Origin of the sequence: Kitasatospora sp. NPDC056181, from assembly GCF_042266225.1 — a bacterium.
In the GTDB taxonomy this organism is placed as follows: Bacteria; Actinomycetota; Actinomycetes; order Streptomycetales; family Streptomycetaceae; genus Kitasatospora.
Map to the genome: position 1 here is coordinate 145,458 of NZ_JBHJUK010000002.1, position 24,041 is coordinate 169,498.

21 protein-coding genes and 1 tRNA gene are annotated in these 24,041 nt (G+C 71.3%); 21 read left to right on the forward strand and 1 reads right to left on the reverse strand.

Annotated features, from left to right (window positions below):
• Positions 1–133 precede the first annotated feature (133 nt).
• Positions 134–205 (reverse strand) — tRNA-Arg (locus ACFC1F_RS01810).
• 157 nt (positions 206–362) lie between these two features.
• Between ACFC1F_RS01810 and ACFC1F_RS01815 the strand changes: the two genes are divergently transcribed.
• From ACFC1F_RS01815 to atpA, 21 genes are all read left to right on the forward strand, one after another.
• Complete coding sequence (locus ACFC1F_RS01815; protein WP_376154955.1) at positions 363–806, forward strand: response regulator; 444 nt, start codon at positions 363–365, stop codon at positions 804–806.
• Between the two features lie 73 nt (positions 807–879).
• Complete coding sequence (gene argS, locus ACFC1F_RS01820) at positions 880–2,535, forward strand: arginine--tRNA ligase (RefSeq protein WP_376154957.1); 1,656 nt, start codon at positions 880–882, stop codon at positions 2,533–2,535.
• Positions 2,536–2,624: 89 nt separating this feature from the next.
• On the forward strand, positions 2,625–4,019 hold the full coding sequence (gene lysA / locus ACFC1F_RS01825; RefSeq protein ID WP_209411268.1) for a diaminopimelate decarboxylase: 1,395 nt from the start codon (positions 2,625–2,627) through the stop codon (positions 4,017–4,019).
• A gap of 137 nt (positions 4,020–4,156) precedes the next feature.
• Positions 4,157–5,449 (forward strand): homoserine dehydrogenase, encoded by a 1,293-nt coding sequence (locus ACFC1F_RS01830; RefSeq protein WP_209411269.1) that lies wholly within the window; start codon positions 4,157–4,159, stop codon positions 5,447–5,449.
• An 8-nt stretch (positions 5,450–5,457) separates the two neighbouring features.
• Positions 5,458–6,546 (forward strand): threonine synthase, encoded by a 1,089-nt coding sequence (gene thrC / locus ACFC1F_RS01835; protein WP_148642925.1) that lies wholly within the window; start codon positions 5,458–5,460, stop codon positions 6,544–6,546.
• A gap of 348 nt (positions 6,547–6,894) precedes the next feature.
• On the forward strand, positions 6,895–7,830 hold the full coding sequence (thrB, locus tag ACFC1F_RS01840) for a homoserine kinase (RefSeq protein WP_376154960.1): 936 nt from the start codon (positions 6,895–6,897) through the stop codon (positions 7,828–7,830).
• A gap of 581 nt (positions 7,831–8,411) precedes the next feature.
• Positions 8,412–10,505, forward strand: coding sequence for a transcription termination factor Rho (rho, locus tag ACFC1F_RS01845; RefSeq protein ID WP_376154962.1), 2,094 nt, complete (start codon positions 8,412–8,414; stop codon positions 10,503–10,505).
• 127 nt (positions 10,506–10,632) lie between these two features.
• A complete protein-coding gene (locus tag ACFC1F_RS01850) occupies positions 10,633–11,766 on the forward strand; it encodes an LCP family protein (RefSeq protein ID WP_376154963.1) in 1,134 nt (377 codons plus the stop codon).
• Positions 11,767–11,905: 139 nt separating this feature from the next.
• Positions 11,906–12,127, forward strand: a complete 222-nt coding sequence (gene rpmE / locus ACFC1F_RS01855) for a 50S ribosomal protein L31 (protein WP_148642921.1) — start codon at positions 11,906–11,908, stop codon at positions 12,125–12,127.
• A 133-nt stretch (positions 12,128–12,260) separates the two neighbouring features.
• Positions 12,261–13,337 (forward strand): peptide chain release factor 1, encoded by a 1,077-nt coding sequence (gene prfA / locus ACFC1F_RS01860; RefSeq protein ID WP_209411278.1) that lies wholly within the window; start codon positions 12,261–12,263, stop codon positions 13,335–13,337.
• Positions 13,338–13,398: 61 nt separating this feature from the next.
• Positions 13,399–14,265, forward strand: a complete 867-nt coding sequence (prmC, locus tag ACFC1F_RS01865; protein WP_148642919.1) for a peptide chain release factor N(5)-glutamine methyltransferase — start codon at positions 13,399–13,401, stop codon at positions 14,263–14,265.
• Positions 14,266–14,393: 128 nt separating this feature from the next.
• Complete coding sequence (locus tag ACFC1F_RS01870; protein WP_148642918.1) at positions 14,394–15,041, forward strand: L-threonylcarbamoyladenylate synthase; 648 nt, start codon at positions 14,394–14,396, stop codon at positions 15,039–15,041.
• Between the two features lie 29 nt (positions 15,042–15,070).
• A complete protein-coding gene (locus tag ACFC1F_RS01875) occupies positions 15,071–15,712 on the forward strand; it encodes a protein-tyrosine-phosphatase (RefSeq protein ID WP_376155036.1) in 642 nt (213 codons plus the stop codon).
• Positions 15,713–15,939: 227 nt separating this feature from the next.
• Positions 15,940–17,220 carry a serine hydroxymethyltransferase gene (gene glyA / locus ACFC1F_RS01880; protein ID WP_376154966.1) on the forward strand — a complete coding sequence of 427 codons (1,281 nt, stop codon included), beginning with the start codon at positions 15,940–15,942 and terminating at the stop codon, positions 17,218–17,220.
• A 161-nt stretch (positions 17,221–17,381) separates the two neighbouring features.
• Entirely contained in the window at positions 17,382–18,719 is a 1,338-nt protein-coding gene (locus ACFC1F_RS01885; protein WP_209411284.1) for an MraY family glycosyltransferase, read from the forward strand.
• A 295-nt stretch (positions 18,720–19,014) separates the two neighbouring features.
• Positions 19,015–19,458: a hypothetical protein gene (locus tag ACFC1F_RS01890; RefSeq protein ID WP_376154968.1), complete on the forward strand. Its 444-nt coding sequence runs from the start codon at positions 19,015–19,017 to the stop codon at positions 19,456–19,458.
• 285 nt (positions 19,459–19,743) lie between these two features.
• On the forward strand, positions 19,744–20,559 hold the full coding sequence (gene atpB / locus ACFC1F_RS01895) for a F0F1 ATP synthase subunit A (protein ID WP_209411285.1): 816 nt from the start codon (positions 19,744–19,746) through the stop codon (positions 20,557–20,559).
• A gap of 91 nt (positions 20,560–20,650) precedes the next feature.
• On the forward strand, positions 20,651–20,887 hold the full coding sequence (atpE, locus tag ACFC1F_RS01900) for an ATP synthase F0 subunit C (protein ID WP_148642913.1): 237 nt from the start codon (positions 20,651–20,653) through the stop codon (positions 20,885–20,887).
• Between the two features lie 34 nt (positions 20,888–20,921).
• Positions 20,922–21,479, forward strand: coding sequence for a F0F1 ATP synthase subunit B (locus ACFC1F_RS01905; RefSeq protein ID WP_209411287.1), 558 nt, complete (start codon positions 20,922–20,924; stop codon positions 21,477–21,479).
• Positions 21,476–22,291, forward strand: coding sequence for a F0F1 ATP synthase subunit delta (locus ACFC1F_RS01910; protein WP_148642911.1), 816 nt, complete (start codon positions 21,476–21,478; stop codon positions 22,289–22,291). The genes ACFC1F_RS01905 and ACFC1F_RS01910 overlap by 4 nt, the downstream gene beginning before the upstream one ends.
• Before the next feature lie 153 nt (positions 22,292–22,444).
• On the forward strand, positions 22,445–24,019 hold the full coding sequence (atpA, locus tag ACFC1F_RS01915) for a F0F1 ATP synthase subunit alpha (RefSeq protein WP_209411289.1): 1,575 nt from the start codon (positions 22,445–22,447) through the stop codon (positions 24,017–24,019).
• Positions 24,020–24,041 lie beyond the last annotated feature (22 nt).

Sequence of the window (24,041 nt, forward strand, 5' to 3'; positions counted from 1 at the left end):
CGTCGCGGGCGACGTGGCGAGCGGCCCAACTGTGCGGCCCTGGAAGGGTCCTGAGCCGTCCCGGAACATGACGAAGGCCCAGGTTGGCGGCAACTCGCCGCTGACCTGGGCCTCTTCAGCACTTCTTGCGAAGTGCCCCCGGCAGGATTCGAACCTGCGCACCCGCCTCCGGAGGGCGGTGCTCTATCCCCTGAGCTACGGGGGCCTGCTTGGTGTTGTCGTCGCGTTCGCTTCGACGTGGAGAACATTACCAGGCCCGGGGCGTGGTCCGTGCACGGGTTTTGGGAGCGGTGTCCGGAGCGGGGGAGCGGAAGTGCGCAAAGGCCGGACGGGGCGGCGGGGCCGCCGATACCCTCGGTGAGGTGTCGGGAGTGTCCGGGCGGGTCCTCGTGGTGGACGACAGCGAGGTGATCCGCCAGCTGATCAGGGTCAACCTTGAGCTGGAGGGCTTCGAGGTGGTGACCGCAGCCGACGGCGCCGAGTGCCTGGAGGTGGTCCGCCGGGTGAAGCCGGACGTGGTGACGCTGGACGTGATGATGCCGCGGCTGGACGGTCTGCGGACGGCGGCCCGGCTGCGGGCGGCCCCGGGGACGAGCGGGCTGCCGATCGCGATCGTGAGCGCCTGCACGCCGGCCGACCTGGACCTCGGCGAGGCGGTCGGGGTGGACGGGTACCTCGGCAAGCCCTTCGACCCGGCCGACCTGGTCGCACTGGTGTGGCGGCTGATGGCGCAGGGCGGCGGTGCGGAGACCGGCAGCGCGGGCGGATTTCGCCCTCAGCGAACAGACGGGATCGACCGGGGCTGAGCACGGCGGCAGGGCGTCTCAACCGGTAAACCGAGTGGCGGGCGGGTGCCCCGTCTCGCCTACGCTTGGCGTCGTGACCCCCGCAGAGCTTTCCCAGGCAGTCCAGGCCGCAGTGAGCGCCGCCGTCGAGGCGGGCGAGCTGACCGTCGCCGTGCCCGAGCACGTGACGATCGAGCGGCCCAAGAACAGGGACCACGGCGACTACGCGACGAACGTGGCCCTCCAGCTCGCGAAGCCGGCCGGCAAGCCGCCGCGAGCCGTGGCCGACCTGGTGGCCGCCCGTCTGCGCGAGCTGCCCGGGGTCGCCAAGGTCGACATCGCCGGGCCGGGCTTCCTGAACATCACCCTGGACACCGCCACCCAGGGCGCGCTGGCGCGCACCATCGTCGAGGCGGGCGCCGAGTACGGGCGCAACGAGGCGCTCAAGGGCCTGAAGATCAACCTGGAGTTCGTCTCCGCCAACCCGACCGGCCCGATCCACATCGGCGGCGTCCGCTGGGCCGCCGTCGGCGACTCGCTGGCGCGCGTGCTGCGGGCCTCCGGCGCCGACGTCACCACCGAGTACTACCTCAACGACGCGGGCGTGCAGATCTCCAAGTTCGCCGGCTCGCTGAAGGCCGCCGCCAACGGGCAGCCGGTCCCCGCCGACGGCTACGTCGGCGAGTACATCGTCGACATCGCCAAGGCGATCGTGGACGGCGTCCCGGGCGTGCTCGACCTGCCCGAGGACGAGCAGCTCCAGGTCTTCCGCGCCGAGGGCCTCAAGCTCATGGTGGCCGAGATCCAGCGCTCGATGGAGGAGTTCGGCACCCACTTCGACGTCTGGTTCTCGGAGAAGTCGCTGCACGACTCCGGCGCCGTCGAGAAGGCCATCGACCGGCTGCGCGAGCAGGGCCACGTCTTCGACCGGGACGGCGCCATCTGGCTGCGCACCACCGACTTCGGCGACGACAAGGACCGCGTCCTGATCAAGGCCGACGGCGAGACGACGTACTTCGCCGCCGACGCCGCGTACTACCTCTCGAAGCGGGACCGCGGCTCCGAGGTCTCGGTCTACATGCTGGGCGCGGACCACCACGGCTACGTCAACCGCCTGAAGGCCATCGCTGCCTGCGCGGGCGACGACATGGACCACAACATCGAGGTCAAGATCGGCCAGTTCGTGAAGATGCTTCGCGACGGCGAAGAGGTCCGCATGTCCAAGCGGGCCGGCAACATCATCACGATCGACGACGTCGTCGACTGGATCGGCGTGGACGCCGCCCGCTACACGCTGGCGCGTTCCTCCACCGACTCCACCATCACGCTCGACATCAACGTGCTGACCAGCCAGACCAACGAGAACCCGGTCTTCTACGTCCAGTACGCGCACGCCCGGATGAGCTCCGTCCAGCGCAAGGCCGCCGGTCTCGGCATCACCAAGGCCCAGGACTTCAAACCGGAGCTGCTCGCCACCGAGTGGGAGTCCGACCTGCTCGGCCAGCTCGGCGAGTTCCCGCGGGTGCTGGCCAAGGCCGGCGAGCTGCGGGAGCCGCACCACGTCGCGCGGTACCTGGAGGAGGTCGCCCGCGACTACCACCGGTTCTACGACAACTGCCAGATCCTGCCGAAGGGCGACGAGGAGGTCACCGACCTCACGCACGCCCGTCTCTGGCTCGCCGACGCGACGCGCACGGTGATCGCCAACGGCCTCACGCTCCTGGGCGTGACGGCGCCCGAGCGGATGTAGCACCACCCCCAAGCGCACAGCGGGGGCGGCGGACGGTCAACGGGGACCGTCGCCGCCCCTCGCCATAGGTCTAGGAAGTACGAGAAGGCATGAGTCGCTCCGCACACCCCGCAGGCCCCCGCCACGGCGACGTGCTGCCCGAGGGCCACTACCAGGCCCCGCCGGCCGACCTGAACGCGCTCGACCCGAAGGTGTGGTCCGAGACCGTCACCCGCGGCGCCGACGGCGTCGTCACCGTCGGAGGCATCGACGTCAACCGTCTCGCCGCCGAGTTCGGCACCCCGGCCTACGTCATGGACGAGGCCGACTTCCGCTCCCGGGCCCGTGCCTGGAGGGACGCCTTCGGCACCGAGGCGGACGTGTACTACGCGGGCAAGGCGTTCCTCTCCAAGGCGGTCGTGCGCTGGCTGCACGAGGAGGGCTTGAACGTCGACGTGTGCAGCGGCGGCGAGCTGCACGTCGCGCTGGCCGCCGGGATGCCCGCCGAGCGGATCGCGCTGCACGGCAACAACAAGTCCGTCCACGAGCTGGAGCAGGCCGTGAAGGCGGGCGTCGGGCACATCGTGGTCGACTCCTACGAGGAGATCGAGCGCCTCGCCGCGATCGCCGGCCGGCAGGGCGTCCGCCAGCCGGTGCTGATCCGGATCACCGTCGGCGTCGAGGCGCACACCCACGAGTTCATCGCCACCGCGCACGAGGACCAGAAGTTCGGCCTCTCGCTGAGCGGCGGCGCGGCGGCCGAGGCCGTGCGCCGGGTGCTCGCCCACGACGGGACCCTGGAGCTGCGCGGCATCCACTCGCACATCGGCTCGCAGATCTTCGACACGGCCGGCTTCGAGGTGGCCGCCCGCCGGGTGGTCGGCCTGCTGGCGGAGATCCGGGACGAGCACGGCGTCGAGCTGCCCGAGATCGACCTCGGCGGCGGCCTCGGCATCGCCTACACCAGCGACGACGACCCGCGCGAGCCGTCCGAGATCGCCGCCGCGCTGGCCGACATCGTCCGCCGCGAGTGCGCCGCCGCGAACCTCGGCGCCCCCCGGCTGAGCGTCGAGCCCGGCCGCGCGATCGTCGGCCCGACCGCCTTCACGCTGTACGAGGTCGGCACCGTCAAGCCGCTGGAGGGCCTGCGCACCTACGTCAGCGTGGACGGCGGCATGTCCGACAACATCCGGACGGCGCTCTACGACGCCGAGTACTCGGTGGCCCTGGTGTCGCGCGCCAGCGACGCCGAGCCGATGCTGGTCCGCGTGGTGGGCAAGCACTGCGAGTCCGGCGACATCGTGGTGCGGGACGCCTTCCTGCCCGCCGACCTGGCCCCCGGCGACCTGATCGCGGTGCCGGCCACCGGCGCCTACTGCCGCTCGATGGCCAGCAACTACAACCACGCCCTCAAGCCCCCCGTGCTGGCCGTCGGGGACGGCGCGGCCCGGGTGATCGTCCGGCGCGAGACGGAGGAGGATCTCCTGCGTCTCGATATCGGATGACGAAATTCTCGTCTCAGATCATGGAACGACCGTAGATCCGTACGGAAAGTCCCGGAGACTGGTACGGACCGAAGTTTCGGCGGACCCCCGAAATCCCGCCGGAATACCGAAGCAGGACGAATGCAGAGCGGAGTCGGATGATGCGTACGCGGCCGCTGAAGGTGGCGTTGCTGGGCTGTGGTGTGGTGGGCTCCGAGGTGGCGCGCATCATGACGACGGACGCCGCCGACCTCGCCGCGCGCATCGGCGCGCCGGTCGAGCTCGCCGGCATCGCGGTCCGCCGGGCGGGCCGGACCCGCCCGGGAGTGCCCGATCACCTGGTCACCACCGATGCCGAGGCCCTGGTCAACCGGGGCGACATCGACGTGGTGATCGAGGTCGTGGGCGGCATCGAGCCGTCCAAACACCTCCTCCTGTCGGCGTTCAAGCAGGGCGCCTCGGTGGTCAGCGCCAACAAGGCGCTGCTCGCCCAGGACGGCACCGAGCTGCACGCCGCGGCCGCCGAGGCCGGCGTGGACCTCTACTACGAGGCCGCGGTGGCCGGAGCGATCCCGCTGTTGCGCCCGCTGCGCGAGTCCCTCGCGGGGGACAAGGTCAACCGGGTGCTGGGCATCGTGAACGGCACCACCAACTTCATCCTCGACAAGATGGACACCACCGGCGCCGGCTATTCGGAGGCGCTGGAGGAGGCCACCGCGCTCGGCTATGCCGAGGCGGACCCGACGGCCGACGTCGAGGGCTTCGACGCCGCCGCCAAGGCCGCGATCCTGGCCGGGATCGCCTTCCACACCAAGGTGACCGCGGCGGACGTCTACCGCGAGGGCATCACCGAGGTGACCGCCGCCGACATCGCCTCCGCGAAGGAGATGGGCTGCGTCGTCAAGCTGCTCGCGATCTGCGAGCGGGCGGCCGACGGCGAGTCCGTCACCGCGCGGGTGCACCCGGCGATGATCCCGCTGTCGCACCCGCTGGCGTCCGTCCGCGAGGCGTACAACGCGGTGTTCGTCGAGGCCGAGGCGGCCGGGCGCCTGATGTTCTACGGCCCGGGCGCGGGCGGCTCGCCGACCGCCTCGGCGGTGCTCGGCGACCTGGTCGCGGTCTGCCGCAACAAGCTGGCCGGCGCCACCGGCCCCGGTGACTCCGTGTACACGCAGCTGCCGGCCAAGCCGATGGACGAGGTCGTCACCCGGTACCACGTCAGCCTGGACGTGGACGACCGCGCGGGCGTGCTCGCGCAGGTGGCGTCCGTCTTCGCCGAGCACGGGGTCTCCATCGACACCGTGCGCCAGCAGGGCCGCGACGGCGACGCCTCGCTCGTCGTGGTCACCCACCGTGCCACCGACGCCGCCCTGTCGGCGACGGTCGACAAGCTCCGCGCGCTCGACAGCGTGCGGGACGTGGCCAGCATCATGCGGGTTGAAGGGGAGTAGGAACAGCCATGAACGCCGTGATCGCCAGAGGCGCGCACACCCACCAGTGGCGCGGCCTGATCGAGGAGTACCGCGACCGCCTGCCGGTCACCGACTCCACTCCCGTGGTCACCCTGCTGGAGGGCGGCACGCCGCTCGTCCCCGCCCGGGTGCTCTCCGAGCGCACCGGCTGCGAGGTCTACCTCAAGGTCGAGGGCGCCAACCCGACCGGGTCCTTCAAGGACCGCGGCATGACGATGGCCATCTCCAAGGCGAAGGAGGACGGCGCCCAGGCCGTCATCTGCGCCTCCACCGGCAACACCTCGGCCTCCGCCGCCGCCTACGCGGTGCGCGCCGGGATGGTGTCGGCGGTGCTGGTCCCGCAGGGCAAGATCGCGCTCGGCAAGATGGGTCAGGCGCTGGTCCACGGCGCCAAGATCCTTCAGGTGGACGGGAACTTCGACGACTGCCTCACCCTTGCGCGTGAACTGTCCGAGAAGTACCCGGTGGCGCTGGTCAACTCGGTGAACCCGGTCCGGATCGAGGGCCAGAAGACCGCGGCCTTCGAGATCGTGGACATGCTCGGCGACGCACCCGACATCCACGTCCTCCCGGTCGGCAACGCGGGCAACATCACCGCGTACTGGAAGGGTTACCGCGAATACGCCACCGACGGGCTGGCCGCCCGCACCCCGCGGATGTGGGGCTTCCAGGCCGCCGGCTCGGCCCCGATCGTGGACGGTGCGCCGGTGCTCAAGCCGCAGACCATCGCCACCGCGATCCGGATCGGCAACCCGGCCTCCTGGGACTTCGCGCTGGCCGCGCGGGACGAATCGGGCGGTCTCATCGACAAGGTGACGGATCGTCAGATTCTGTCCGCCTACCGGCTGTTGGCCGCTCAGGAGGGCGTCTTCGTGGAGCCCGCCTCGGCCGCCTCGGTGGCCGGCCTGCTGGCCAAGGCGGAGGCCGGCCTGGTCGACCCGGGCCAGCGGATCGTCTGCACCGTGACCGGCAACGGCCTCAAGGACCCGGACTGGGCCGTGGCCGGCGCCCCGCAGCCCCAGGTGGTCCCGATCGACGCGGAGGCCGCCGCCCGCCGCCTCGGCCTGCTGGACTGAGCCGGGTCACCCCGTGAACGGTGTCCGGGCCGACCCTTTCGGGGGTCGGCCCGCCGCCGTTCTCGGCTGACACTTTTGTGTCAATTCCAGCGTGCATTCCGGTGCCATTCCGGCATGCATTCCGGCCAGAAACGGCAACACACCAGATCGAAGGCCCACGGGGTGTACCACTGTGGAACCTCTCTTCGATACTCTGGGTTCGGCCGTGTGGCACATGCCCCGGGTCCGGCCCGTCTGCGGGCCGCGCCGACGACTGTGACCGCCCGCCCCGGCCGGGGCCCGCGGCCCATCCCCACCCTCGCACCGACGCGCTTCGCGCCGCCCGATTTCCCCAGGAGAGTCCACCGCATGGCCGGTCCTGCGTTCCGTGCCGCCGCCGTCCGGGTCCGGGTTCCCGCGACCAGCGCCAACCTCGGCCCCGGTTTCGACGCCTTCGGACTCGCCCTGGGTCTGTACGACGACGTGGTCGTCCGGGTCGCCGACTCCGGACTCTCCGTCGACATCGCCGGCGAGGGTGCCGACACCCTGGCCCGTGACGAGCGCCACCTGGTGGTCCGCTCGATGCGCGCCGCCTTCGACCGCCTCGGCGGCCAGCCGCGCGGCCTCGAAGTGGTGTGCGCCAACCGGATACCGCACGGCCGTGGCCTGGGTTCCTCGTCCGCCGCGATCTGCGCCGGCATCGTGGCCGCCCGCGCCGTCACCATCGGCGGCCCGTCCGCGCTGGACGACGAGGCGCTGCTGGCCCTCGCCTCCGAGCTGGAGGGCCACCCCGACAACGTCGCGTCCTGCCTGCGGGGCAACTTCACGGTGGCCTGGACCGACGAGGAGTCCGCCAGGGCCGTGACCCTGGAGCCGTCCGCGCAGGTCGTCCCGGTGGTGTTCATCCCGTCCACCGAGGTGCTCACCGAGACCGCCCGCGGCCTGCTGCCCAAGACCGTCCCGCTGGCCGACGCCGCCGTCAACGCGGGCCGCGCCGCGCTGATGGTGGAGGCCCTGACCCGGCGGCCCGAGCTGCTGCTCGCCGCCACCGAGGACCGGCTGCACCAGGACTACCGGGCCTCCGCGATGCCGGACAGTGCCGCGCTGGTGGGGGCGTTGCGCGCGGAGGGCGTCCCGGCGGTGATCTCCGGGGCCGGTCCGACCGTGCTGGCGCTCACCGACGAGGCGGGTGCCGACAAGGTGCTGGCCTTCGCAGGCGACCACGGCCACGGCGGCCCGGTGTTCGCCGCGCACCGGCTGGAGCTCGACCGGGCCGGGGCCACGGTGCTCCCGCTCGACGTCTGAGCACCACGTCGGAGCACGTCCGACGGCCCGGACCGGCGCCGACCGGAGCCGGGTTGTCCGGACACGATTGGCAAGCGCAAGGCTGGGGAATGTCTGAGGGGGTCGGTAGTGTTAACCTCATTGCTGCACCAGGTGCCCTCCGGGGCTCGGTGCGCCGCGTCCCGATCCCAGCACTCCGCTCACGCGGAGTCCCGGCGATGCACGGGGCGACGATTCTCCGGGAGCCCACCGCAGCGCGTACGCAGCCTGCCTGCGCAACTTGCGGTCGCATCCCGAAGCCGTGACGGCACCTGACTCCCACCCGCAGCCTCCAACCCGAGGCCAGGACGGGCGGAGCGCGGGCCACCGTCACGCGACGGGGGCCCGGGATTCACAGGCAGCGCGGGGTCGGCACGCGACCGTCCCATCGCGCCACTCAGCACCACCGTGCTTCATGCACCGCACCTCGCAGCTCTCCTCCGACTGGCTACCGCCATCCGGGGGATCACCGCCTCGGACCGACGCAGTCGAGCGTTGGTCAGGACAGCACAACCGGTCGCCGAGCCAGACAGGCCGACGTCCGCTCCAGGGAAGGACCCTTAGTGAGCGACACCACCGATCTGATGGGCGCGCGCCCGGACGCCGAGGCGTCGGACGCAGCCGCCGCCCCCGCGGCCCCGGCCCGGCGCCGTCGCACCGCCGCCGCGGGCCTCGACGGGCTCGTCCTGGCCGAGCTCCAGAAGCTCGCCTCGACGCTGGGGATCAGCGGCACGGGACGCCTGCGCAAGAGCCAGCTGATCGAGGCCATCAAGGAGAAGAGCGGCGGGGACCCGCTGCTCGCCGCCGGTGCCACCACGGCCGCCCCGGCGACCAAGCGTGCCGCCGCCAAGACGGCCGCCGCCGAGCCGGCCGAGAAGCCCGCCCGCCGCACCAAGGCCGCGCAGGCCGAGGCCCCGGCCGCCGCCGAGGCCCAGATCGAGATCCCGGTCCAGGCCGCCGCCGAGACCGCCGCGCCGGCCCGTGCCGAGCGCACCCGCCGCCGTGCCACCTCGGCCGCCGGCGCCCCGACCGCCGAGGCCGCCGCCGAGGCGCCCGCCGCGGTCGTCACCGAGGCCAAGCAGGCCGAGGCCCGCCCGGCCGAGACCCGCGCCTTCGAGGGCCGGGAGGAGGGTCGCACCGAGACCCGCCGCGACCGCCGGGACCGCCGCGACCGCCGCGAGGGCGGCGAGCGCGAGGGCCGCCAGGAGGCCGGCGAGGCCCAGGCCGGCCAGGACGCCGACAGCCGCGAGTCGCGCCGTGACCGCCGCAACCGACGGGACCGTGCCGACCGCACCGACCGTGCCGACCGCCAGGGCGGCCAGCAGCAGGCCGGCCAGGGCGACGGCCAGCAGAACCGCCAGGGCGGCCAGCAGGTCCAGCCGCAGGCGCAGCAGGGCGGTTACGACGACGACGAGTTCGGCGACGGCCGGCGCGGCCGCCGCGGCCGTTACCGCGACCGCCGGGGCCGTGGGCGTCGTGAGGGCTTCGAGGTCGGCCCCGCCGAGCCGCAGGTCGGCGACGACGACGTGCTGATCCCGGTCGCGGGCATCCTCGACATCCTCGACAACTACGCGTTCGTGCGCACCTCCGGCTACCTGCCGGGCCAGAACGACGTCTACGTCTCGCTCGCCCAGGTCCGCAAGAACGGCCTGCGCAAGGGTGACGCCATCACCGGTGCGGTGCGCCAGCCGCGCGACGGCGAGCGCCGCGAGAAGTTCAACGCCATGGTGCGGCTGGACTCGGTCAACGGCATGGACCCGGAGAGCGGCCGCGGCCGCCCCGAGTTCAACAAGCTGACCCCGCTCTACCCGCAGGAGCGGCTCCGCCTGGAGACCGACCCGGGCGTGCTGACCACCCGGATCATCGACCTGGTGTCGCCGATCGGCAAGGGCCAGCGCGGTCTGATCGTCGCGCCGCCGAAGACCGGCAAGACGATGGTGCTGCAGGCGGTCGCCAACGCGATCACCCACAACAACCCCGAGTGCCACCTGATGGTCGTCCTGGTCGACGAGCGTCCGGAGGAGGTCACCGACATGCAGCGGTCGGTGAAGGGCGAGGTCATCTCCTCGACCTTCGACCGCCCGGCCGAGGACCACACCACGGTCGCGGAGCTGGCCATCGAGCGCGCCAAGCGCCTGGTGGAGCTGGGCCACGACGTGGTGATCCTGCTGGACTCGATCACCCGCCTGGGTCGTGCCTACAACCTGGCGGCGCCGGCCTCCGGCCGCATCCTGTCCGGTGGTGTCGACTCGACCGCGCTGTACCCGCCGAAGAAGTTCTTCGGTGCCGCGCGCAACATCGAGAACGGCGGCTCGCTGACCATCCTGGCCACCGCGCTGGTCGAGACCGGCTCGCGGATGGACGAGGTGATCTTCGAGGAGTTCAAGGGCACCGGCAACATGGAGCTCAAGCTCGACCGGAAGCTCTCGGACAAGCGCATCTTCCCGGCCGTCGACGTCGACGCCTCCAGCACCCGCAAGGAGGAGATCCTGCTGGGCAGCGAGGAGTTGGCCATCGTCTGGAAGCTCCGCCGGGTGCTGCACGCGCTCGACTCGCAGCAGGCGATCGAGCTGCTGCTGGACAAGATGAAGCAGACCAAGTCCAACGCCGAGTTCCTGATGCAGATCGCCAAGACGACCCCCGGGTCCGGCGACTGACCGTCATCGGTTGATCCACCGGCACGGAACCCCGGTTCGCGCGAGCGGACCGGGGTTCCGTGCGTTGTTCCAGAGTTGGGACACATTGACCCCTTTGGATCATGTTGTCCGATTTACTCTGGACCGTATGGCTGAGCACAAGCGGGTCCTGAGCCGCCGCCGCAAGGTCCTGCGGGTGGCCGCGTGCGCGTTCGCCGCGCTCGTCGTCCTCGGTGCCGGGGCGGCCGGCTACGCGTACTTCAAGCTCAACGGCAACATCAAGAGCGTCGACATCGACGCCCGGCTGGGCACCGCCCGCCCGCCGTCCGCCACCGACGGCTCGTTCAACGTCCTGGTGCTCGGCTCGGACTCGCGGGCCGGCGGGAACGGCGACCTGGCCGGCGGCGACACCGGCGACACCGCCCGCTCGGACACCGCCATGGTGGTGCACGTCAGCCAGGACCACTCGCGGGCCGAGGTGGTCTCGATACCCCGGGACACCCTGGTCGCCCGGCCCGACTGCACCGACCGGAACGGCAAGGCCGCCCCGGGGGCCGGGCGCGCGATGTACAACAGCGCGTACGAGACCGGTGGCGCCGCGTGCGCGGTCAAGACCACGGAGCAGCTCACCGGGCTGCGGATGGACCACTACGTCGAGATCGACTTCGCCGGCTTCGCCCGGGTCGTGGACGCGATGGGCGGGGCCACCGTGACCACCACGGTCCCCATTCACGACCAGGACAGCGGGCTGGACCTGGCGGCCGGCGAGCACCACCTCGACGGCAGGCAGGCGCTGGCCTTCGTCCGCACCCGGCACGGCGTCGGCGACGGCAGCGACCTCGGCCGGATCGAGCTGCAGAAGCAGATGGTGAGGTCGCTGCTCCAGCAGGCCGGCGGGATCGGGTTCTTCTCCGACCCGGTCAAGCTCTGGTCGATCGGCGACACGCTGACCCGCTCCATCACCACCGACTCGGCGCTGGCCTCGGTGAACTCCCTGGTGGGGCTGGCCCAGGAGCTCAAGGGGATCGGCCCGGACCAGCTGTCCATGGTCACCCTGCCGGTGGTGGCGGCCCCCGGCGACCCCAACCGGGTGGTCGCGCAGCAGCCGCAGGCGGACCAGCTCTGGGCGGCCCTGAAGGCCGACCAGGCGCTCCCGCAGGCCGTGGTGGCGGCCCAGCCCGGGAACCCCGCCCAGGCGACCCCCACGGCCCCCGCGAAGGCCCCGGCGAACGGTCGGGCGGGCACCGCCGGGCCTTCGGCGCGGGCGACCGCGCCCCGCTGAGTCCGGGCCCGGAATATCCCGGAACGCCTCCCGGTTTGGGAAGAAGCGGCCGGTCCTGGCAGACTGGTCCGTCGGTCCCGGTTCACGTGCGGCACTCCAGTCGCCGACCCGGTGCCCTCCCGAACACTAGGAGAACCCCTTGAAGCCCAACGTTCACCCCGAGTACGTGGTCACCCGTGTGACCTGCACCTGCGGCAACGAGTTCACCACCCGCTCGACCGAGACCAGTGGCGAGATCCGCGCCGAGGTCTGCTCGCAGTGCCACCCGTTCTACACCGGCAAGCAGAAGATCCTCGACACCGGTGGCCGCGTGGCCCGCTTCGAGGCCCGCTTCGGCAAGCAGCACAGCGCGAAGGCCTAGCGCTCCCTCGGCGCCGGTTCCCGGCGCCCCCGTACTCGTTCCGGGGGCGTTGGGGACCGGCGCCGTTCGCGTCCCACGGCGCACGAGCGCCCCGCGACCCCCACCACCGCAACCCACGGGAAGAAGGCCACCCATGTTCGAGGCAGTCGAAGAGCTCCTCGTCGAGCACGCCGACCTCGAGACGAGGCTGGCCGACCCGTCCGTCCACGCCGACCAGGCCAACGCGCGCAAGCTGGCCAAGCGGTACGCCGAGCTGACCCCGATCACCCGGGTCTACCGGGCCTGGAAGCAGGCCGGCGAGGACATCGAGGCCGCCCGCGAACTCGCCGCCGAGGAGCCGGAGTTCCTCGCCGAGGTGAAGGACTCCGAGGCCCGCCGCGAGGAGCTGACGGAGGAGCTGCGGCTGCTGCTCGTCCCGCGCGACCCGAGCGACGAGAAGGACGTCATCCTGGAGATCAAGGCGGGCGAGGGCGGCGAGGAGTCCGCGCTGTTCGCCGGTGACCTGCTCCGGATGTACCTGCGCTTCGCCGAGCGGATCGGCTGGAAGACCGAGATCATCGACTCCAACGAGTCCGACCTCGGCGGGTACAAGGACGTGTCGGTGGCCGTGAAGACCAAGGGCAGCACCGAGCCCGGCCAGGGCGTCTGGGCGCGGCTGAAGTACGAGGGCGGCGTGCACCGCGTGCAGCGCGTCCCCGCCACCGAGTCGCAGGGCCGCATCCACACCTCCGCGGCGGGCGTGCTGGTCACCCCCGAGGCGGAGGAGGTCGAGGTCGAGATCGTCGCCAACGACCTGCGGATCGACGTCTACCGCTCGTCCGGCCCCGGCGGCCAGTCGGTCAACACCACCGACTCCGCGGTCCGGATCACCCACCTGCCGACCGGTATCGTGGCGTCCTGCCAGAACGAGAAGAGCCAGCTCCAGAACAAGGAGCAGGCGATGCGCATCCTGCGTTCGCGGCTGCTGGCCGCCGCGCAGGAGGAGGCCGAGCGGGAGGCCTCGGACGCGCGCCGCAGCCAGGTCCGCACCGTGGACCGCTCCGAGCGGATCCGCACGTACAACTACCCCGAGAACCGCATCTCGGACCACCGCACGGGCTTCAAGTCGTACAACCTGGACCAGGTCCTGGACGGCGACCTGAACGCGGTGATCCAGTCCTGCGTGGACGCCGACGCGGCCGCCAAGCTCGCGGCGGCCCAGCAGAACTGAGACCGGCGTCCGGGCCCCGGACGCACCAGAGAAGCCGCAGCGCAGAAACAAGAGGTCGTACGTGAACCTGCTGCTCGCCGAGGTGGCCCAGGCCACCCAGCGGTTGGCCGCGGCCGGTGTGCCGTCGCCGCGCTTCGACGCGGAGGAGCTCGCCGCACACGTCCACAACGTCAAGCGCAGCCAGCTGCACACGGTCAAGGACGCGGACTTCGACGCCCGCTACTGGGAGGCCGTCTCCCGCCGCGAGGCGCGCGAGCCGCTCCAGCACATCACCGGCCGGGCGTTCTTCCGCTACCTGGAGCTGGAGGTCGGCCCCGGGGTCTTCGTGCCCCGCCCGGAGACCGAGACGGTCGTCGAGTGGGCCATAGACGCCGTCCGTGACATGGACGTCGCCGAGCCGCTGGTGGTCGACCTCTGCTCCGGCTCCGGCGCCATCGCGCTGGCCCTCGCCCAGGAGCTGCCGCGCTCCACCGTGCACGCCTTCGAGCTGGACGAGGGGGCGCTGCAGTACACCCGGCGCAACATCGAGGCCAGCTCCGACCGCGCCCGGGTCACCCTGCACGCCGGTGACGCCACCAAGGCCTTCGCCGACGACCGCTCCTGGGACGGCCGCTTCGACCTGGTGATCTCCAACCCGCCGTACATCCCGCTCACCGAGTGGGAGTACGTGGCGCCGGAGGCCCGCGACCACGACCCGCAGATGTCGCTGTTCTCCGGCGAGGACGGGCTGGACACCATCCGCGGCATCGAGCGGGTCGCCGCCCGCCTGCTGCGCCCGGGCGGCGCCGTGGTGATCGAGCACGCCGACACCCAGGGCGGCCAGGTGCCGTGGATCTTCAACGAGGAAGGCGGCTGGACGGACGCCGCCGACCACCGCGACCTGAACAACCGGCCGCGCTTCACGACGGCCCGAAGGGCGTCGTTGTGACCATCCAGCACGGCACGACGGTCCGGAAGGCCTCGTCGTGACCATCCAGCGCAGCACCACGACCCGCAGGGCGTCGCTGTGAACGCGCCCGCCCACGTGTTGAGCCATCTCGGAAGGGGACCGCACCGATGAGCCGCCGCTACGACTGTGCCGATGCAGGGGACCGCGCCACCGGCCTGCGCGAGGCCGCCTCGGCCATCCGCCGGGGTGAACTCGTCGTGCTGCCCACCGACACCCTCTACGGGGTCGGCGCGGACGCCTTCTCGCCGGAGGCCGTCGCCGCCCTGCTGGCCGCCAAGGGCCGCGGCCGCAACATGCCCTCGCCGGTCCTGGTCGGCTCGCCGACCACCCTGCACGGCCTGGTCACCGACTTCTCCGAGCAGGCCTGGGAGCTCGTCGACGCCTTCTGGCCCGGCGGCCTCACCCTGGTCGCCCGGCACCAGCCCTCGCTGCGCTGGGACCTCGGCGAGACCCGCGGCACCGTCGCCGTCCGGATGCCGCTGCACCCGGTCGCGATCGAGCTGCTGAACACCACCGGCCCGCTCGCCGTCTCCAGCGCCAACAAGACCGGCGGCCCGTCGCCGTCCACCTGCGACGAGGCCGAGCAGCAGCTCGGCGACGCCATCTCGGTCTACCTGGACGGCGGCACGGCCGACCACGCCACCGCCTCCTCCATCGTCGACGTCACGGGTAAGGTCCCGGTCCTGCTGCGGGCCGGCGCGATCAGCGCCGAGCAGCTGAGGGAGGTCGTCCCCGACCTGGAGGCCGGCAGTTGACGGCCGCCTCCCTCCATGCCGGGCCCGGCATATCGCCGTACCTGAGCGTGGGTCCCAGGCCGCTGGACCACTTCCGGATCCTGTTCGTCTGCACGGGGAACATCTGCCGCTCGCCGATCGCCGAGCGGCTCACCCGGCGTGAGCTGGACACCCGGCTCAGCCCCCGGGTGGCCGGGCGCATCCTCGTGGAGAGCGCCGGCACCTGGGGCCACGTCGGCGCGCCGATGGAGGAGCACGCCGCCACGGTGCTGGACGAGTACGGCGCCGACAGCGGCGGCTTCGCCGGCCGCGAGCTGCTGGACGAGCACGTGGTCGAGGCCGACCTGGTGCTCACCGCCACCCTGGACCACCGCGCCCAGGTGATCTCGATGGGCCACGAGGCCGGGCTGCGCACCTTCACCCTGAAGGAGTTCACCCGCCTGGTCCGGACGATAGACCCGGGCACCCTGCCCGACCCGCGCCGCGGCGCGGACGTCACCGAGCGTGCCCGCGCCCTGGTCAGGGCCGCCGCCGCGCTGCGCGGCTGGCTGCTCGCCTCCAGCCCGGAGTCGGACGAGGTGCACGACCCGTACGGCGCGCCGATCGGCATGTTCCGCAACTGCGGCGAGGAGATATTCCACGCGGTGGACCCGGTGGTCACCGCGCTCACCGGCGTGCCCGCGCGCACCTGAACGCGGCGCGCCCTCCTGCCGCCGGGCCTGACCGCGGCAGCATTCGCCGGTCCCCGCGAACGCGGCACCGGCGCGCGCTCAGGACGCAGGGCCTGACGGCGCATCCTGACACCCTTCCGGCCGCGGCGGACGCCCGCCCGGGTGCACCGCCCCCGCGTCGGCAGGACGGCCGCGATCCCCCGACCTACGCTGGAGGGATCCACCCGACGCGCCCCGGGAGCCCCGCCATGACCGTCGCCGATGCCGTGACCGGATCCTCCGAGACGACGGGGCGCCGGTGGGCGTCCGAGGCGTTGCGACGGGCCGACCCGCAGCTGGCCGACCTGCTCGCCGCCGAGGCCGAGCGGCGGGCCGAGAGCGTCCAGCTGCTGGCGGGGGAGAACCTCACCAGCCCCGCCGTGCTGGCCGCCCTCACCGGCCCGCTGATCGACAAGTACGCCGAGGGCTACCCCGGCCGGCGTCACCACACCGGCTGCGCGCTGGCGGACGCCGCCGAGCTGCTGGCGATCGACCGGGCCCGCGAGCTCTTCGCCGCCCCGCACGCCAACGTCCAGCCGCGGTCGGCCACTTCGGCGATGCTGGCGACGTACGCGGCGCTGCTGCGGCCGGGCGACGTGGTGCTGGCGATGTCGCTGGAGCACGGCGGCCACCTGAGCTGCGGCTCGCGTGCCAACTTCTCCGGACGCTGGTTCGACTTCGTCGGCTACGGGGTGCGCCGCGAGGACGGACTGATCGACCTCGACCAGGTCCGCGAGCTCGCGCGCGAGCACCGCCCGAAGGCCATCGTGGCCGGCTCCATCTCCTACCCCCGGCACCCGGACTGGGCCGCCTTCCGGGAGATCGCCGACGAGGTGGACGCCTACCTGATCGCCTCCGCGGCGCAGACCACCGGCCTGGTCGCGGCGGGCGTCGCGCCCTCGCCGGTGCCGTACGCGGACGTCACCGTGGCCGCCACCCACAAGCTGCTCCGCGGCCCGCGCGGCGGCCTGCTGCTCTGCACCACCGGGCTGGCCGAGCGGATCGACCGGGCGGTCTTCCCGTTCAGCCAGGGCGGCGCGGCGATGAACGAGGTGGCCGGCAAGGCCGTCGCGCTGGCCGAGGCGGCCACCCCCGGGTACCGCGCGTACGCCCACCGCACCGTCGCGGGGGCGCGCGTCCTGGCCGCGGGGCTCGCGCAGGCCGGTATGCGCCCACTGACGGGCGGCACCGACACCCACCTGGTCACCGCCGACGTCGGCCCGCTGGGGGTCAGCGGCGCCGAGGCCGAGCGCCGCTGCGCCGTCGCCGGACTGATGCTCGGCAAGTGCGCCCTGCCGTACGACCCCGCGCCGCCCTCCGAGGCCTCCGGGATCCGGCTCGGCACCGGGACGGTCACCTCGCAGGGCATGGGGGAGGCCGAGCTGACCGAGATCGCCGGGCTGATCGGCCGCCTGCTCGCGGAGGGCACGGACGTACGGATCGGCCGGCGGGTCCGGGAGCTCGCACGGGCCTTCGCCGACCGCGCGTAGGCGAGGAGCCGGGGTCACCTACCCGGTAGGGCGAACCGCGATGCACGTCCCGGGCGTCCGACTCAATAAGGTGTGTGCCGTGGCGACGCACCTCGATACCCGGACAGGCACGGGAGTACCTTCGGTACCGACCCGTCGGACAGTGACGCAGGAGGCCAGTGGTGCGTGAGTATCTGCTGGTGCTGTTCTGCACCGCGGCCGTCACCTACCTGCTGACCGGCCCGGTCAGGAAGTTCGCCATCGCGGCCGGCGCGATGCCGCCGGTCCGCGCCCGTGACGTGCACCGCGAGCCCACGCCGCGACTCGGCGGCATCGCCATGTTCGGCGGCCTCTGCGCGGGCATCCTGGTCGCCTCGCAGCTGGACAACCTCTCCAAGGTCTTCTCGCAGGGCACCGACATCCGCGCGCTGCTCTCCGGCGCCGGGATCATGTGGCTGCTCGGCGTGCTCGACGACAAGTGGGGCGTCGACGCCCTGGTCAAGCTGGGCGGTCAGATGATCGCCGCCGGTGTGATGGTCTGGCAGGGGGTCACCGTGATCACCCTGCCGGTGCCCGGTGTCGGCGCGGTCGCCGTCAGCCCCACCCAGGGCATGGTCATCTCGGTCACCATGGTCGTCGTCATGGTCAACGCGGTGAACTTCATCGACGGCCTGGACGGCCTGGCCGGCGGCATGGTCTGCATCGCCGCGATGGCGTTCTTCCTGTACTCCTACCGGCTCTGGTACGGCTACAACATCATGGACGCGGCCCCCGCCGTGCTGTTCAGCGTGCTGCTGATCGGCATGTGCCTGGGCTTCCTGGCGCACAACCTGCACCCGGCCCGGATCTTCATGGGCGACTCCGGCTCGATGATGCTCGGCCTGATGCTGGCCGTCGCCGCGATCTCCATCACCGGCCGCGTCGACCCGGACCTCATCACCAGCGAGACCGGTTCGCAGACCGCCACGGTGCACGCCCTCGTCCCGATCTACATCCCGCTGCTGCTGCCGCTGACCGTCATCGCCCTGCCGCTGGCCGACCTGCTGCTCGCCGTGGTCCGCCGCACCTGGGCCGGCCAGTCGCCGTTCGCCGCCGACAAGCGGCACCTGCACCACCGGCTGCTCCAGGTCGGCCACTCGCACAGCCGCGCCGTACTGATCATGTACTTCTGGGCCGCGCTGATCGCCTTCGGCACCGTCGCCTTCTCGGTCACCAACACCGGCCGCACCGTCGTGCTGACGCTGGCCGGGCTCTGCCTGGTCGGCCTGGTGGTGCTGCTCACCCCGCGGTTCCGCCCGCGGGCCCCGCGCGCGGTGCAGGCCTTCGTCCCGCCGCGCTACCGGCGCCGCGGCGCCGCCCGGAGCGCCGCGCAGGCCGTCGGGGAGGATGCGGTGGCACCCGCGCCGACCTCGGCGCCGATGGCTGAACTGTCCGCGAAGGACAAGGAACTCCTGGGTGAACTGCCGAAGGGATCACCCGCGGTCGGCGGCAACCGGAACGGCAGCAACCGCAGCCGGTAGGCGAATTGACGTATCGTCAAGGTGGTTCACCCGTACGGCGGCACCGTTGGGCCGTTGGTGTGACAGGTACCACACATTCATGGTAAAGCTCTCATCAAATAGTTTGTGATACCGTTCACGAGTACCGAGAACACGCCGAAAGACCTGACAGGTGGAGGACTTCCGTCCCTGGTCGGTCTCCCTCGACAGGCCCGCCGCGGAGCGGCAAGGCCTGCGGCGATCCTCGGTCCGGTGCCAACCACCACGTTCTGTGCCCGTCCCCCTGCCACATCGACATGCCGCCGGAGCTGCCGACATGCCGTCCAACGACGCCCGGATCCTCCGAGGCGCCGCGATTCCCACTGCGGTCGCCGGGATCATCGCCATGGTGATCTCCTTTGCCGTCGCGGGTGGCAAGGGACTGCTCGGCGCCCTCTTCGGAACGCTGCTGGTGATGGCCTTCTTCAGCTTCGGCCAGGTCGCACTCGACCGGCTGACCAGGTCGAACCCGCACATCATGATGGCTGCGGCGCTCCTGGTCTACACCACTCAGATTCTGCTGGTCGGCATCGTCCTCGCCGTCTTCAAGAACACCGAGCTCTTCAACCGGCAGGCATTCGCCTTCACGCTGCTGGGCTGCGCACTGATCTGGACGGGCTTCCAGGTGCGCGGTGCGCTCAAGGCCAAGACCTTCTACGTCGACACCGACGCCTCCGAAAACAAGGGCGACAAGCCTTCCGACTCGGGGCGTCAACAGTGACGAGGCCCGACTGTCCCCCCAACGAGGGGGGCGGTGTTTATGCCGCACTGACGGGCTGCTATCGTCCGTCGCAACAACGGAGTACGGGAAGAGGCCAGGTCTGTCCGGAAGACGGACGGATCGCCCCCCGGACCCGCGCAGTCTTCGATGGTCCCGCTGTGGCGCAGATAGCCGCCGCGCGGGGTCCGCGAGAAACCCATCAAGTTCCAGTGCCGCTCCGTGGCCGCAGGCCACGCCGACACACCGAGGTTGCCGTAACCATGCGTCACGACGAAGGAGTCCGTGGTGAGTGCTGATCAGCTCACGTCCCTCGCCTCAGGCAGTTGCCACTTCGGGGACGCTGGCTGCGGCTTCCCGGCCCCGGGCCTGAACGAGTTCGACTTCAAGCCGATCTTCTCGATCGGCAGCTTCTACTTCAACAAGCCGATGCTGCTGTCGATGGTCGTCGCGCTGCTGGTGGTCGTCTTCTTCTGGGTCAGCTTCGCCAAGCCGCGCCTCGTTCCCGGCAAGCTGCAGCTGGTCGCCGAGATCGGCTACGACTTCGTCAAGCGGTCCATCGTGCTGGAGACGATCGGCAAGAAGGGCGAGAAGTACGTCCCGATGCTCGTCTCGATGTTCTTCTTCATCTGGCTGATGAACATCATGTCGATCATCCCGTTCGCCCAGTTCCCGGTGACGGCCGCGATCGCGTTCCCGGCCGGCCTGGCCGGTGTCGTGTGGGTCACCTACATGACGCTGACCTTCAAGAAGCACGGCTTCGTCGGCGGCCTCAAGAACCTCTGCTGGCCCTCGGGCATCCCCGGCTGGGTCATGTTCATCCTGGTGCCGATCGAGTTCTTCTCGAACATCTTCGTGCGCCCCTTCACGCTCGCGGTCCGAGCCTTCGCGAACATGTTCGCCGGCCACCTGCTGATCGTGATGTTCTCCATCGCCTCCTGGTACCTGCTCAGCCCGACCCTGGGCGCGCTGTACGGCTCGGCCTCGTTCATCGTCGCCGTCGCGCTGACCGCCTTCGAGCTGCTGGTCCAGTTCCTGCAGGCCTACATCTTCGTGATGCTGGCCAGCAGCTACATCGCCGGTGCCCTCGAAGAGGCGCACTGAGCCAGGGGCCCCGGCCCTCCCCGAACCAAACCTCCCGGATCGCCCGGTGGCCAATCACCACCGGTTCACCACCCTGCAAAGGACAACTGCAATGAGCTTCCTCGCTGAGGGCACTGTCTACGGTTCCGTCGCGTCCATCGGCTACGGCCTCGCCGCGATCGGCCCCGGCATCGGCGTCGGTCTCATCTTCGGTAACGGTGTCCAGGCCATGGCCCGTCAGCCCGAGGCCGCCGGCCTCATCCGTTCCAACATGTTCATCGGCTTCGCGCTGACCGAGGCGCTCGCCCTCATCGGCATCGTCATGCCGTTCGTCTTCGGCAACAAGTAATCCTGCCGCAGACCCATTCGAGGAAGGTCCAGATATGAGCATCGCGGCTTCGCTCGCGGCCGAGGAGAAGATGAATCCTCTCCTCCCCGCATGGCCCGAGATCATCATCGGCCTGCTCTGCTTCTTCATCGTCTTCGGTCTCCTCGGCAAGAAGCTCCTCCCCAGCATCGAGAAGGTGCTGTCGGAGCGCCGGGACGCCATCGAGGGCGGCATGGAGCGTGCCGAGGCCGCTCAGGCCGAGGCCCAGGCCCTGCTTGACCAGTACCGCGCCGAGCTCGCCGAGGCGCGTCACGAGGCTGCCCGCATCGTCGAGCAGGCTCGCGAGCAGGGCGCTGCCCAGCTCACCGAGATGCGCGAGGAGGGCCAGCGTCAGCGCGAGGCCATCGTCGCCGCCGGCCACGCGCAGATCGAGGCCGACAAGAAGCAGGCGACTGCCGCCCTGCGCCAGGACGTGGGTTCGCTCGCTTCGCAGCTGGCCTCCCGCATCGTGGGTGAGTCCCTCGAGGACCACGCGCGGCAGAGCGGCGTCATCGACCGCTTCCTGGACGAGCTGGAGGCCAAGGCCGCCGTTGCTCAGGGTGCGGCCAAGTGATCGGCGCCAGCCGTGAGGCCCTCGCCGCCGGGCGGCAGAACCTCGAAGGCCTGACCGACTCCACCTCGGTGGACGCGGCCAAGCTCGCCGAGGAGCTCACCGCCGTCACGGTCCTCCTGGACCGTGAGGTGTCGCTGCGCCGCGTCCTGACCGACCCGTCCCGGTCGGGCCAGGACAAGGCCCAGCTGGTCTCCTCGCTGCTGACCGGCCAGGTCTCCGGCGAGACCCTCGACCTGGTCTCCGGCCTGGTCCGCTCCCGCTGGTCGGGTGCGCGTGACCTGGTCGACGCCGTCGAGGAGCTGGCCGCGTACGCCGAGGTCATCGCCGCCGACAAGGCCGGTGTCCTGGACGACGTCGAGGACGAGCTGTTCCGGTTCGGCCGGGTGGTGAGCGGCTCCAACGAGCTGCGCGCCGCGCTGACCGAGCCGAAGGCCGGCGCCGTCGCCAAGGCTGCGCTGATCAAGAAGCTGCTCGGCGGCCGTGCCAACGCCGGCACCGTCCGGCTGGTCACCGCCCTGGTGAACGCTCCGCGTGGCCGTAGCCTTGAGCAGGGCCTGGAGTCCTACTCGAAGCTCGCCGCGGCGCGGCGCGGTCGCGTGGTGGCCCTGGTCACCACCGCGGTGCCGCTGTCGGACGGCCAGAAGGACCGCCTCTCGGGCGCCCTGGGCCGGCTGTACGGCCGCCAGGTGCACCTGAACATCGATGTCGACCCCGAGGTCGTCGGCGGTGTCCGGGTCCAGATCGGTGACGAGATCATCGACGGCACCGTGTCGAGCCGCCTCGAAGGCGCTCGCCAGTCGCTCGAAGGCTGAGCACCGAAGCACATCCGACCCTCGGTCGGGAACCGGCTCCCAATAGGAGCCGGCAAATCGTACGGCCGGTTCGAGAGACCCGGCCGAGAGTCGAATACTTGCGGCCCTCAATGGCGGGCCGAGGATCGCAAACTAGGAGAGCAGGGAAGCCTGATGGCGGAGCTTACGATCCGTCCGGAGGAGATCCGGGACGCGCTGGCCGACTTTGTCCAGTCGTACCAGCCGGACGCCGCCTCGCGTGAAGAGGTCGGCACGGTCACTGACGCGGCGGACGGTATCGCGCATGTCGAGGGCCTGCCCTCGGTCATGGCGAACGAGCTGCTGAAGTTCGAGGACGGCACGCTCGGCCTCGCGCTGAACCTCGACACCCGCGAGATCGGTGTCGTCGTCCTCGGTGAGTTCGGCGGCATCGAGGAGGGCCAGACGGTGCGCCGCACCGGCGAGGTCCTCTCCGTGCCGGTCGGCGACGGCTACCTCGGCCGCGTCGTGGACCCGCTGGGCAACCCGATCGACGGTCTGGGCGACATCGCCTCCACCGGCCGCCGTGCCCTGGAGCTGCAGGCCCCCGGCGTCATGGCCCGCAAGTCGGTCAAGCAGCCGCTGCAGACCGGCATCAAGGCCATCGACGCGATGACCCCGATCGGCCGTGGCCAGCGTCAGCTGATCATCGGCGACCGCCAGACCGGCAAGACCGCGGTGGCCGTCGACACGATCATCAACCAGCGCGACAACTGGCGCTCGGGCGACCCGGAGAAGCAGGTCCGCTGCATCTACGTCGCCGTGGGCCAGAAGGGCTCCACCATCGCGTCCGTCCGTGGCGCCCTGGAGGAGGCCGGCGCGCTGGAGTACACCACCATCGTGGCCGCTCCCGCCTCCGACCCGGCCGGCTTCAAGTACCTCGCCCCGTACACCGGCTCGGCCATCGGCCAGGAGTGGATGTACGACGGCAAGCACGTCCTGATCATCTTCGACGACCTGTCGAAGCAGGCCGAGGCCTACCGCTCCGTCTCCCTGCTGCTGCGCCGCCCGCCGGGCCGCGAGGCCTACCCGGGTGACGTCTTCTACCTGCACTCCCGCCTGCTGGAGCGCTGCGCCAAGCTGAACGACGCCCTCGGCGGCGGCTCGATGACCGGTCTGCCGATCATCGAGACCAAGGCCAACGACGTCTCGGCGTACATCCCGACCAACGTCATCTCCATCACCGACGGCCAGTGCTTCCTGGAGTCCGACCTGTTCAACGCCGGCATCCGCCCGGCCGTGAACGTCGGTATCTCGGTCTCCCGCGTCGGTGGCTCCGCCCAGATCAAGGCCATGCGCTCGGTCGCCGGCCGTCTGCGCCTGGACCTCGCCCAGTACCGTGAGCTGGAGGCGTTCGCCGCCTTCGGTTCCGACCTGGACGCGGCCTCGAAGGCCCAGCTGGAGCGCGGTGCGCGCATGGTCGAGCTGCTGAAGCAGGGCCAGTACCAGCCGTTCCCGGTCGAGGAGCAGGTCGTCTCCATCTGGGCCGGCACCACCGGCAAGCTGGACGACGTCCCGGTGGCGGACATCCGTCGCTTCGAGCGTGAGTTCCTGGACCACGTGCGCCTGCAGCACAAGGACCTGCTGGCCGGCATCGTCGAGACCGGTCTGCTCGCCGACGGCACCGTCGACGCGCTGACCACCGCGATCGACGCCTTCAAGCAGGGCTTCACCACCGCCGACGGCAAGCTGCTCGGCGAGCAGGCCTGAGTCCGGTAGCGAGGGAAAGGAC

Excerpts from the sequence above, each read along its gene's own strand:
- glyA (WP_376154966.1), top strand. The coding sequence starts at position 15,940 with ATGACCGTCGCCGATGCCGTGACCGGATCCTCCGAGACGACGGGGCGC.
- ACFC1F_RS01850 (WP_376154963.1), top strand. The coding sequence starts at position 10,633 with ATGGCTGAGCACAAGCGGGTCCTGAGCCGCCGCCGCAAGGTCCTGCGG.
- ACFC1F_RS01830 (WP_209411269.1), top strand. The coding sequence starts at position 4,157 with ATGATGCGTACGCGGCCGCTGAAGGTGGCGTTGCTGGGCTGTGGTGTG.
- ACFC1F_RS01870 (WP_148642918.1), top strand. The coding sequence starts at position 14,394 with ATGAGCCGCCGCTACGACTGTGCCGATGCAGGGGACCGCGCCACCGGC.
- atpE (WP_148642913.1), top strand. The coding sequence starts at position 20,651 with ATGAGCTTCCTCGCTGAGGGCACTGTCTACGGTTCCGTCGCGTCCATC.
- thrC (WP_148642925.1), top strand. The coding sequence starts at position 5,458 with ATGAACGCCGTGATCGCCAGAGGCGCGCACACCCACCAGTGGCGCGGC.
- thrB (WP_376154960.1), top strand. The coding sequence starts at position 6,895 with ATGGCCGGTCCTGCGTTCCGTGCCGCCGCCGTCCGGGTCCGGGTTCCC.
- prfA (WP_209411278.1), top strand. The coding sequence starts at position 12,261 with ATGTTCGAGGCAGTCGAAGAGCTCCTCGTCGAGCACGCCGACCTCGAG.
- atpA (WP_209411289.1), top strand. The coding sequence starts at position 22,445 with ATGGCGGAGCTTACGATCCGTCCGGAGGAGATCCGGGACGCGCTGGCC.
- ACFC1F_RS01905 (WP_209411287.1), top strand. The coding sequence starts at position 20,922 with ATGAGCATCGCGGCTTCGCTCGCGGCCGAGGAGAAGATGAATCCTCTC.
- lysA (WP_209411268.1), top strand. The coding sequence starts at position 2,625 with ATGAGTCGCTCCGCACACCCCGCAGGCCCCCGCCACGGCGACGTGCTG.
- ACFC1F_RS01890 (WP_376154968.1), top strand. The coding sequence starts at position 19,015 with ATGCCGTCCAACGACGCCCGGATCCTCCGAGGCGCCGCGATTCCCACT.